The 11,012-nt window shown below is 46.2% G+C and carries 8 protein-coding genes; 3 read left to right on the top strand and 5 right to left on the bottom strand.

Going from position 1 to position 11,012, the window contains the following annotated elements; all coding sequences use genetic code 11:
- Positions 1-305 precede the first annotated feature (305 nt).
- Positions 306-2,486 carry a protein-disulfide reductase DsbD family protein gene (locus tag ACFQ2O_RS16070; protein ID WP_377529942.1) on the top strand — a complete coding sequence of 727 codons (2,181 nt, stop codon included), beginning with the start codon at positions 306-308 and terminating at the stop codon, positions 2,484-2,486.
- 289 nt (positions 2,487-2,775) lie between these two features.
- On the opposite strand, the gene ACFQ2O_RS16065 is transcribed toward ACFQ2O_RS16070, so the two are convergent.
- Both ACFQ2O_RS16065 and ACFQ2O_RS16060 read right to left on the bottom strand, forming a co-directional pair.
- Positions 2,776-3,384 carry a superoxide dismutase gene (locus ACFQ2O_RS16065; protein ID WP_377529940.1) on the bottom strand — a complete coding sequence of 203 codons (609 nt, stop codon included), beginning with the start codon at positions 3,382-3,384 and terminating at the stop codon, positions 2,776-2,778.
- A 77-nt stretch (positions 3,385-3,461) separates the two neighbouring features.
- Positions 3,462-3,917, bottom strand: coding sequence for a nucleoside deaminase (locus ACFQ2O_RS16060; protein WP_377529935.1), 456 nt, complete (start codon positions 3,915-3,917; stop codon positions 3,462-3,464).
- Between the two features lie 357 nt (positions 3,918-4,274).
- Between ACFQ2O_RS16060 and ACFQ2O_RS16055 the strand changes: the two genes are divergently transcribed.
- Complete coding sequence (locus ACFQ2O_RS16055; protein ID WP_377529932.1) at positions 4,275-4,925, top strand: porin family protein; 651 nt, start codon at positions 4,275-4,277, stop codon at positions 4,923-4,925.
- Between the two features lie 77 nt (positions 4,926-5,002).
- Here ACFQ2O_RS16055 and ACFQ2O_RS16050 read toward each other — a convergent pair whose 3' ends face one another.
- The gene (locus ACFQ2O_RS16050; protein ID WP_377529930.1) at positions 5,003-5,557 is read right to left on the bottom strand and encodes a hypothetical protein; all 555 of its coding nucleotides are present in this window, start codon (positions 5,555-5,557) and stop codon (positions 5,003-5,005) included.
- 208 nt (positions 5,558-5,765) lie between these two features.
- On the opposite strand from ACFQ2O_RS16050, the gene ACFQ2O_RS16045 reads away from it, so the two are divergent.
- Positions 5,766-6,200: a hypothetical protein gene (locus tag ACFQ2O_RS16045; protein ID WP_377529927.1), complete on the top strand. Its 435-nt coding sequence runs from the start codon at positions 5,766-5,768 to the stop codon at positions 6,198-6,200.
- A 123-nt stretch (positions 6,201-6,323) separates the two neighbouring features.
- Here the strand turns inward: ACFQ2O_RS16045 and ACFQ2O_RS16040 are convergent, their stop codons facing one another.
- Both ACFQ2O_RS16040 and ACFQ2O_RS16035 read right to left on the bottom strand, forming a co-directional pair.
- A complete protein-coding gene (locus ACFQ2O_RS16040; RefSeq protein ID WP_377529923.1) occupies positions 6,324-9,959 on the bottom strand; it encodes an ABC transporter permease/M1 family aminopeptidase in 3,636 nt (1,211 codons plus the stop codon).
- Positions 9,960-10,014: 55 nt separating this feature from the next.
- The gene (locus tag ACFQ2O_RS16035) at positions 10,015-10,926 is read right to left on the bottom strand and encodes an ABC transporter ATP-binding protein (RefSeq protein WP_377529921.1); all 912 of its coding nucleotides are present in this window, start codon (positions 10,924-10,926) and stop codon (positions 10,015-10,017) included.
- Positions 10,927-11,012: the final 86 nt, after the last annotated feature.

Genomic DNA, 11,012 nt, shown 5'->3' with positions numbered 1-11,012 from the left:
GTCTTTGCTTCATCAATAAACGGGGAACATAGCATGTTTCCTGAAATTTTCTAGTCTGGAAGCGTGGGCAAAGGGATAAGTATTATTTATAAAGCACTACAAAGTAAGTCATGGTTATGAAAGTAGCCTTATGTGGTACAGCCGCCAACATTAAGGCAGCCGGACTTGTTGTATGTCAGGCTGCAAAAGGTAGGCGTGCGGTCTCACATATAAATTGCATACTTTTGTAGTACTGAAACCAATGTATAGTATACAATACAGTCAGGACCATTGCTCTGCTGCGCCCGAACTGGTAACAAGTTATCATGAATAGAAAAAACACCCTAAGGCAGCTATCCATTATGTGGCTGCTGTTTTTGTTCTCTTTTGTAGTACAGGCACAAGTGCTGAAGCCTGCCACCTGGAGCTATGACGTCTCTAAAAAACAAGTGGCTACAGGCGAAGAGGTGGAGCTGATTTTTAATGTTAAAATTGACAAAGACTGGTATTTGTACTCATCTGATTTTGATCCGGACCTGGGCCCAATGGTAACGGAGTTCAAGTTTCAGAAGCACCCGTCTTATGAGCTGATAGGTAAGATTGTGCCTGTAAAGCCGAAGAAAAAGTATGATGATATCTGGGAAGGGGAGTATACCTACTTTACAGGTACCGCGCAGTTCAGGCAGAAGATTCGTGTACTAAAGCCTGACCTACTGGTGAAGGGTACTTATGAGTACCAGGTGTGCACCGATGTGGATGGCCGTTGTATTCCGTTTGACGACGACTTTAGCTTTACAACCAAACAAATTAATGTAACTGCCGCCGCGGCACCTACCGGCACTCCTGCCACAAAAACAACAGAAACAGAAGCCAGGCCTGCAGCAACAGAACAGCTGAAAACAGAGCCGGTAGAAGCACAGGATGCTGATACTGCCACAGCAGCAGTTGTTGTTACCGATACGGCTGCTGTAGCAATGGCAAGTCCTGCTACTTCTACAGCTACGGCCGTTGCGCCCACTACAAGTATAGCTCCTGAGGCTGAAAACAACGGAGATGATGGCCTGTTGGCTTTTATGCTGGTAGCCTTTGGTGCGGGCCTGATGGCTTTGCTTACGCCCTGCGTGTTCCCGATGGTGCCCATGACGGTAAGCTTTTTTACCAGCAGTGGCGGCAGCCGTGCGCAGGGCGTTGTGAAGGCTTTTGTGTACGGTCTCTCTATTATTGCTATCTATACGATTATTGGTACGGTTGTCGCGAAGCTGTTTGGTGCTGACGGAGCCAATTTTATCAGCACACATTGGCTGCCAAATGTGCTCTTTTTCCTGGTGTTCCTGCTCTTTGCCATGTCTTTTTTTGGCATGTTTGAGATTACCTTACCTAGCTCATGGCTTACTAAAGTAGATGCACAGGCAGATAAAGGAGGCTGGATTGGTGTTTTTTTTATGGCTTTTACACTGGTGCTGGTTTCTTTTTCCTGCACCGGGCCAATTGTAGGAAGTATACTGGTAGCTTCTGCCGGAGGCGAAACCATACGCCCTATTGTAGGGATGTTTGCTTTCTCGCTGGCCTTTGCCCTGCCATTCACCATCTTTGCTATTTTCCCGTCTTTGCTGAGCGGCCTTCCTAAATCGGGTGGCTGGCTAAATGCCGTGAAAGTAGTGCTGGGCTTTATCGAACTGGCGCTGGCGCTTAAGTTCCTGAGCGTGGCCGACCAGGTGTACCATTGGGGTATTCTGGATAGAGACGTATACCTGGCGCTTTGGATTGTGATTTTTACATTGATGGGTTTTTACCTGCTGGGCAAGCTCAAGTTCTCGCACGACTCTGACCTGAGATTTATCAGTGTGCCGCGCCTGTTTTTAGCCATTGCCACCTTTGCCTTTGTGGTATACCTGGTGCCTGGTTTGTTTGGTGCGCCCCTTAAAGCACTGGCTGGTTACCTGCCGCCACAATCTACGCATGATTTTGATCTGAACAGCATTATTCGCCGGAGTGGTGGTGGAGGCAGAGCAGTGGCAAACCAACTCTGTGAGCCTCCTAAGTATGCAGACAAGTTTGAGCTGCCGCATGGCCTGCAAGGCTACTTCGACCTGGAGCAAGCCAAAGAGTGTGCCGCAGCGCAAGGCAAGCCGATCTTTATAGATTTTACCGGCCACGGTTGCGTAAACTGCCGTGAAATGGAAGCCAACGTATGGTCTGACCCGGCTGTGCTGCAACGCCTGCAGGAGAACTATGTGGTGCTTGCCCTTTATGTAGATGATAAATCAGCGCTGCCAGAAAGCGAGCAATACATAAGTGCCTACGATGGTAAAGAGAAAGCTACCATCGGCAAAAAATACGCCGACTACCAGATCACTAAATTCAATGTAAACGCTCAGCCATACTATGTGCTGATGGATGCGCAGGAAAATGTGCTGGTAAAGCCTACTGCCTACGATTTAAGTGTAGAGAACTTTGTGGACTTCTTAGATGCCGGTGTTGCCGCCTACAAAGCCACGCAAGATTAAGCAGGAAAGATCAAACAATAAATAATCTACAAAGAAGAACCCCTGCCGCAACACGAGCTACGGCAGGGGTTCTTTGCTTTTAGAATGTACGTAAAGGCCACATAGGGTGTTAAGCTCCTGTGAATAGTTTAACATGTTGTATTGAGAAATGGTATTTCTAGCTGCTTACAAGGCTTTTAATAACGTGAAGTAGTAAAACAAAAAATCCCCACCGGAAACGGTGGGGATTTTAAGATATCAACATAAGTCGTCTAAAATCTTACATCTAATATCTAGCGTCTAAAAAAGACTATTTTGCTTCGTTGTAGCGACGCGTTACTTCGTCCCAGTTTACCACATTCCAGAATGCGCTGATATAATCAGGGCGACGGTTCTGGTAATTCAGGTAATAGGCGTGCTCCCATACATCCAGACCAAGGATCGGCTGCCCGCCGCAACCTTCAGCAAACGGCATCAAGGTGTTGTCCTGGTTAGGAGTAGAGCATACTTCCAGCTTGCCGTCTTTTACGCAAAGCCAAGCCCAGCCTGAACCGAAGCGCGTAGCAGCAGCCGCGTTAAATTTCTCTTTAAACTGATCAAAAGAGCCAAAAGCAGAATTGATCGCATCTGCCAGTTCGCCAGATGGTTGTCCACCGCCGTTCGGAGAAAGAATAGTCCAGAACAGGTTATGGTTGTAGTAACCGCCACCGTTGTTGCGAACAGCCTTATTGTCTTCTTTCACGCTGCGCATGATTTCCTCAATAGACTTACCTTCCAGCTCAGTGCCTTGAATGGCATTGTTCAGGTTGGTGGTATATGCCTGGTGGTGCTTAGTATGATGGATTTCCATAGTACGCGCATCGATGTGTGGTTCTAGTGCATCGTATGCGTAAGGTAGTTTCGGAAGTTCGAAAGCCATAGTTTTATATATGTTTAATGTTGAAAAAATTACGTTTTATACTTTATTAAAAGTTTACGACGTGCCGTCAAAGTTAGTTAATTTCTTTTAGCTGCAAAGAAGGTCGACATCAGCTCAGCGCATTCCTGGGCCATAATACCACTTACCATTTCCGTTTTTGGGTGCAGTAAGTTACCTACTCTTCTATAACCGCGCTTTGGCTCAGATGTTCCGTAAACCACCCGCTTTACCTGCGACCAGTAGCTGGCACCGGCACACATCACGCAAGGCTCAACGGTTACATAAAGTGTGCAGTCGTGCAGGTATTTGTTGCCCAGGTACTCAGCAGCTGCTGTAATGGCCAGCATTTCGGCGTGGGCTGTTACATCATTCAGCTTTTCGGTTTGGTTATAAGCTCTGGCAATAACGCGGTTGTTACTTACCACAACTGCCCCAATCGGAATCTCGCCTTCTTCAAAAGCATACTGCGCCTGCAGGTAAGCCTGCTGCATAAAATGTTCGTCGCTGTGAATAGATAAAAAGTCTGTTGCCATAGAGTAAATTTGGTCATAAGGTGCTAAAGATGCAAGTATAACAAGTGGCGCAAATCCGCAGGCCTAACCCAACTGCGGCTTTAGCTACTTACATTGCCGCTGAAAATGGTGATTGTTGTACTTTAAGCGTGCTTTTACAGAAGCAGTTGCAGGAGAAGCCATTCCTATACTTAGGTAGCACATATAGCACCCTCAAGTTTAGTATGGAGCTGTTGTATGCTACATGATCTGGCAAAATATCCCTGTATAAGATATTGTTATGCGACAGATGTTGTACCTTAGCTAGTGGCTAACCAGGTGGGGTGTTGTTGTGAATATCTGCTATCCTGAAGCAAAGTATCTGTAATAATAATAGAAATGAAGAAGATTTTACTACTGCTTTTGCTCTCTATAGGTACCTATACCTTAAATGCGCAGGATACGTTTGTGCCTGAAACAAAGCTGGGCGTAAAAGGAGGAGTTAACCTGTCAAGCTTCAGCTTTAACCCTTCCATCGATCAGACAATGACTGTAGGGTATACAGGAGGGATTGTGTTTAAGCACATCAACAACCCAAAACTAGGTATACAGGCTGAAATCAATTACCTGCAAAGAGGCTGGACTGAAACACTTGTGACAGGGGATACTTATACGCGCGATCTGCAGTATGTGGAACTACCATTGATGACCCACATTGCTTTTGGGGAGAAAAAAACAAGATACATATTAAATTTTGGACCTAATGCTTCTTACTTACTCGCTGGTGGAGAAGGTGTGGAAGGGAGTGACACTGGAGAAGGGGTGATTGCTTATCAAAATAAAGAAATTGATAACCCATTCATGTTTGGGTTGAGCTTTGGTGTAGGGGTGGTGCGTAAAACAGGGTTTGGTGATTTCCAGTTAGAAGCCAGGTACACCCAAAGTCTAAGCAATATTTTCCGTAGCGATATAAATCTGGTAGCCTCCAGAAATCAAAGTATAGGCATAACATTAGCGTACTTGGTTGATTTCAGCGGAGGAAAGAATTGAGGCGCACGATTTGCAGCCGGAAAACAAAAAGCCCCTCCAATAAGAGGGGCTTTTGCATAGTAGGTAGGTAGTAGTGCTTATTTGATATTTATAGAATTCATCACCTCGCGAGCTGTTCCTTGCCAGTCGTTCTTCATGGCGAAAGGTATATGCATCGTAAAAATGTATAGTTGATTGCCTTTGATGGTGTATTGCACAATGCTATACTTATTAACAGGAGCCAGGTTAGAGGTGCCACGTTCATCAGCCAGCTTGCTTACAAACTCAAACACCAGGTAATCTTTGCCTTTTACCTGCGTTACCTCCTGGCGGATAAAGTCTATCTGTGTAAACGTTTCCATCAGGTTTGCCTTGTAAAACTCGCGCAGCATGTTCAGGTCCGCTTCCTGAAACTGAGATTTCTTTTGCGTGACACTAAAGTCAATCTGTCCATTTGGGCTGGTATATACAGCAAGCGGTTTTGTAGTGGCTGGGTATTTGCGGGCAATGCCATCATCGGGTAGCGGCGTAAAATCAGATGGCAGCTGAACGGTTACTTCTTTGCTGATCTGGGTTTTCTTTAGTTTACCTTGTGCAAAGGCAACTCCTGCTACAAAAATAATGGCTAAAAAGGCAATGTATCGCATGTTCATGTGTTTGTGTAGGCAAAGCTATAAAATCCTGGGCATAATAATTCCTGTTGTCTCTGTAGATGCAATTTTACTGCCAAAGTTCCTTATGTTTTTATATAAAGCTGATTTATTAGTAAAAAAATCTTCTAGCTCCTAACTGCGTTATACTTGTTACAGAATGCTTGCTAAGCATTGATAACAGATGATAAGCCACATAAATTGTATTGCTATGATTGAAAACATAATAAACAACCTGAAGGGGCAGCTGACCGGCGAGCTCCAAAACAAGTATAACCTGCAACCAGACACCGCTAACAAGTCTGTAGACTTGGCCAAAGATAATATCATGGATGAGGTAAAGAACCGTGCCGCCAGCGGTAACATAGGAGGGTTGATGGATGTGTTTAAAGGAAATAAAGGTGCATCGGAAAGCAGTGCCGTCGATGGCATGATAGGCAAGTATGTATCAGACCTGACAGGCCGCCTGGGTATACCTGAAAGTATTGCCAAGCAGGTAGCGCCGTTTGCCATCAATTTTATCATGCAAAAAGTTTCAGGTAAAGTAAGCTCCGGAGGCGTAAGCCAGGGAGACCTGCTGGGTGGACTGATGGGGGGTAACCTGAAAGATACGCTGGGCAAAGGCCTTGGCGGTTTGTTCAAATAAGAGCAACAGTACAAATATCAGGAATAAAAGAAGCCATACCCATCGGGTATGGCTTCTGCCTTTTAATTAGGTCACAGACTTAATTCTCACCTTAATTCATGTGCCTAGATTGACGGAGCTGTTTTATGAGCTAGCCGTCAATTTCTTTGTGTTATCACCCGGAGTGCGGTCAATAAGTAGGTTGTACGGGTCAATGCCTGCCTTTTCAGGCTTCTGGTCCACTACAAACTCAAACGTATTCTCGCCGGACTTTAACTTATGCTTTTTCAGGTAGAGCGGCTTGTCCTGCCAATGCTCGCCTACTTTTTCACGGGCTATTACGCCAATAGCTACCCAGTCATTCATTCTGGCTTCGCTTTCAGTTCCTAAACTATCGGCATACCACTTCTTGGCATCTACCGTAAGCGTTACTTTATACTTGCCGTTCTTTAGTTTTTCATACTTGGCCTCGTTCGTTTTGTTTTCATACAAGGTGATATTCTCAAACATATCGGTTACCAGGTACTGTAATGAGTCTGGCGTAGCCCTGCGGATGTACTGCATAAACTCCAGCGAGTTCGTATAAGGCGCCTCCTGGAAAGCCACTTGCTGTACATACTGCTTGAGGGCAGCGTTTAATTTATCCTCGCCAATGTAATCAGCCAGCGCATACATAACGAGGCTGCCTTTGCGGTAGTGAATGTAGCCTTGATTCTCCACGCGATAGAGCGGCATTTCTTTTTTGCGTTCCATTGTGCGGCCCAGCAGGTAAGAGTTAAGCTCATACTTCAGAAACTTGTTCATTTTATCTTCGCCATATTCCTGCTTCATCACCATCAGGGCACTGTACTGGCTCATCGTCTCTGACATCAGCACCGAACCCTGCACATTACCGCCGATCACCTGGTGCGCCCACCATTGGTGTGCCACCTCATGCGAGGTTACATAGAATGGATAGTCAATATCATCCGGGTTATTATCATCCACATCGGCTATAAAACCAATGGCCTCAGAGAATGGAATAGTGTTCGGGAAGGACTGTGCGAAACTCGCATAACCCGGAAACTCCAGGATGCGCACCTGCCGGTGCTGGTATGGACTAAAGTTAGTTGTAAAGTAATCCAACGACTTCTTAACGCCTTTAATCATGCGGTCGAGGTTATAGTCGTGGCTTGGGTGGTGGTATACTTCTATCGCAACCTCTTTGCCGTCTTTGCCTACCCACTTGTCTTTTTTAACGGCATAGTCTGCCGACAGGAAGGAGTAGAAGTTAAGGATAGGCGCATCCATTTTATAATGGAAGTAACGGCGGTTGTTCTCCGTCCATTCGCGCTGCAGATAGCCCGGCGCAATGGCAATCTGGTCAGGAGATGTGCTAACGGTAGCTTCAAAGTTGATCCAGTCAGCTTCACTGCTGATATAGGTGTTCATGCGGGCTACAGAGTCTGCTACATCGGCCATGCGTGGTTTTGGCTTCAGTCCATATTCTTTCCTCACATCATCCTGGCTGAGTTCTATACCTGACTGGTAGCCAATCTTTGGCAGATATTCGCTGTTGATAAAAGTGCCGTTGTATACTATGCCGGTGTTGGAGCCGCTGTTACGGAAGCCTTTCGTTTCATAAAGCAAATCCATGTCTAGCTGCATAGAGTCGCCGGGCTGCAAGGGTTTTTCCAGTTTATAGATGTAGTAGCTATTGTCCTTGTCCTCTAGTACCAGCTTGGCTAATTTGGTGAATTTTAATCTTTTTACCTCTGCCTCATCGCTCAGCATGAGGTGGATGGAGTCGATGGGCTGCTGGCTCTTGTTCTTTAACCAGAAATAGCCCTCAAAAGCAAAAGCACGTTCGTCAGGATAAATATCTACGTTCAGCTTTACGTCAGTAATGCGCGGCTGCGGAATGCCATCATACTTCTTGTAAGTCTTCTCGAAGTTGGCCAGCTGCTCCTCCTGCTCGTCAGAAGTTTTATAGGTGTTCAGGATGTTGGTGTTATAATAGATGTACCCACCGGTTACCAGGAATATGGCCATTCCTACACCTGTTACTGTCATGGTAGGGCGATTGAGCTGCAGGGCAGCCAGCTTAAAGCGCCACTTCAGCATAGACTCTGCACCACGCACCCACAGCATGTTGGCCAGCACGGCCAGCAGTAACGCAAAAACAGCCCAGTAAATCTTGAATACCGTAAACGGCCACACATAATGTCCATACCCGTTCATGGCTGAGTAAGTAATGCCAGGGTCAGAGTTGAATGAGTAGAGGTTGTGCTCAAAGCCTAACTGCCCTTTAAAGATGTTGAGCAGGTAATATACCACCATCACAAAATGGCCGAGGTACTTGTTGTTTACGATTACCTGTACCAGCATCGCCAGCACGCACAGCATTACATAATCAATTAGCTGTATGCCAAACAAACCTTTAAGGTATACACCCGGTTCAAAATTAAAGTAGCCTTTAGAGGCCTGAATAATGATGCCACAAACCATGATCACCACCAGCAGTGCTACCTGCACAAAAACCAGCGCTGTAAGCTTAGAGGCAAAAGGCACCCAGTTCGGAATCGGCAGCGCATCATAAATCTGGTTCATCCGGTTATCCCGCTCTCGCCACACCAGTTCTCCGGCGTAAAAGGTAATAATGATCAGGAAGAACAAGGCAAAGGTTCCGCTCAGTATCTGCACCACTTCCGAGGTTACCGGAAAGAAGTTGGTATCATACATTTTTCCGATTTCTGCACCAGACACAAACAGAAAAATAACACCTGCAGCGGCAATGGCTATAAAATAAAGACTTTTGATAATGCCTTTGAACTCCAACTTAGATAACCTCAGGTATTGCTTATAGCTGAGACTGAAGGAAAATTGCTGCCGTACCTTAGGCAGTTGTAAACGCTCGGCAGGCACAAAAGCACCGGCTGCCTCTTCGCTGTTGCGCCTGCGGAATAGCTTAAGGCCGATGCTGGAGAAGGAGAAGCTGAACCGGAAGTAGCATAAAGCCAGTAAAGCCAAGCCAATGCCTATCCAGAGCGCACGGTTAAGAAGAATGTGCTCACTGAAGGGCAGCAGAAGCGTATTGCGTTCTGCGGTAGTCCAATAGCGTTGTGTATAGTAAATAGCGGAGGCGCCCATAGGGTCCAGCAGGTTGGCCAGCATCTCGTTATCTAAATCGCCGGTTAAGCTGTTAGATACGCCATAAAGCACCAGGAAAATCACGCCACCTACATAAATAGAAAGGGCACTGCGGGTAAGGGTGGCTAGTGTAAAGAAGATGGCCCCGGTTAGCAGCAGGTTTGGGATAATAATAGTTAGGTATGGCTGCAGGTACCAGATCAGGTTAAACGGCCCGATTTTGTCGGCCTCTACCCACGGCATTACGGTTGCTGCCATCGCTCCCAGGGCAACACCTGTAAACACCAGCAGCGTGATCAGGAAAGAGCCCCAGAAGCGGCCAAACAGATAGCCTGCCTTAGAGATAGGAGTAGTATAGTATAACGAGTGCGTCTTGTGCTCGAAATCACGGAAAATAGGCGTACCCATCATAGAGCAGGTGATTAGCACACCAAACCAACTGAGGAGAGTTATAATCCAGTTGATCTGGTAAGGTGAGTTAGCGTATACTTTGCCCCCGCTGGCGTCACCGATAACCACACTTGCCCCAAATGCTCCGGCTAAACCCAGCATGGCGAAAAAGGCCATCAGGAATAACAGCACAAAGTATATATAAGTAGCCGGCCGCTTGAGCCTGTACTTTATTTCGAAAAGAAATATCTCCTTGAACATGGCTTCTTTAATTACGAATTAGAAATGAAAAATTAGAAATGCGCGTACGCAGCTTCTAATTCATAATTGCGTGAGTAGGCGCAGCCTGTTCACGCAGTGCAGCCTCGTGTATCTTGCTGAAGTATACATCCTCCAGGTCTGGAGCTACGGCTTCAAATTCAGGCCCGGGTTGCAATTCAGAGATGACATGGATGATGGTTTGGCCGGCGAAGAGACGGGACGAGATCACCTCGTACTGCAGTTGGTGCTGCACCAGCTCGTTTTTGTTGATGAACTTGCGCCAGATGCGGCCCCGGATATTGTCAATTACCTGAAGCGGGTCGCCTTCCAGTAACACTTGGCCTTTGTTGATGATTGCGAAATTGCGGCACAGGTCGGTTACGTCTTCCACAATGTGTGTGGAAAGTATAACAATGATATTCTCGCCGATCTCACTTAGTAAATTATGGAAACGGTTGCGCTCCGCTGGATCAAGGCCGGCAGTAGGTTCGTCTACAATAATAATTTGGGGATTGCCAAGCAAGGCCTGCGCGATGCCGAAGCGCTGCTTCATACCACCTGAGTAGCCGCCCAGGTTTTTTTTGCGCACATCATACAGGTTGGTTTGTTGTAAGAGTGCTTTCACCACCTCTTTCCGCTCTTTAGAATTGCTAACACCTTTCAATATGGCAAAGTGATCCAGCATCTCCTCTGCCGAAACCTTTGGGTATACTCCGAACTCCTGCGGCAAATAGCCAAGAACCTTTCGCATGGCTTCCTTCTCACGCAGCACATCCATGTTTCCCAGCATAATGCTGCCCGTATCTGCCTCTTGCAAGGTAGCGATAGTACGCATCAACGATGATTTTCCGGCACCGTTTGGTCCTAATAAACCAAACATACCTTTAGGTATAGTCAGGTTGATATGTTGGAGCGCCTTTGTACCATTTGGGTAGGTCTTGGAGAGATTCTGTATGACTAATTCCATGGTTTTATTGATGTTATGCGTTTGAAAGGGTCTAACTGAATTAACTAAACATAGATTAGATATAAAAATAAACTATACCAATAAGG

Origin of the sequence: Pontibacter rugosus (genome assembly GCF_042678745.1) — a bacterium.
Lineage (GTDB): Bacteria > Bacteroidota > Bacteroidia > Cytophagales > Hymenobacteraceae > Pontibacter > Pontibacter rugosus.
The sequence above is the reverse complement of the archived record's forward strand: the minus strand, read 5'-3'. Positions and strand labels throughout refer to the sequence as shown.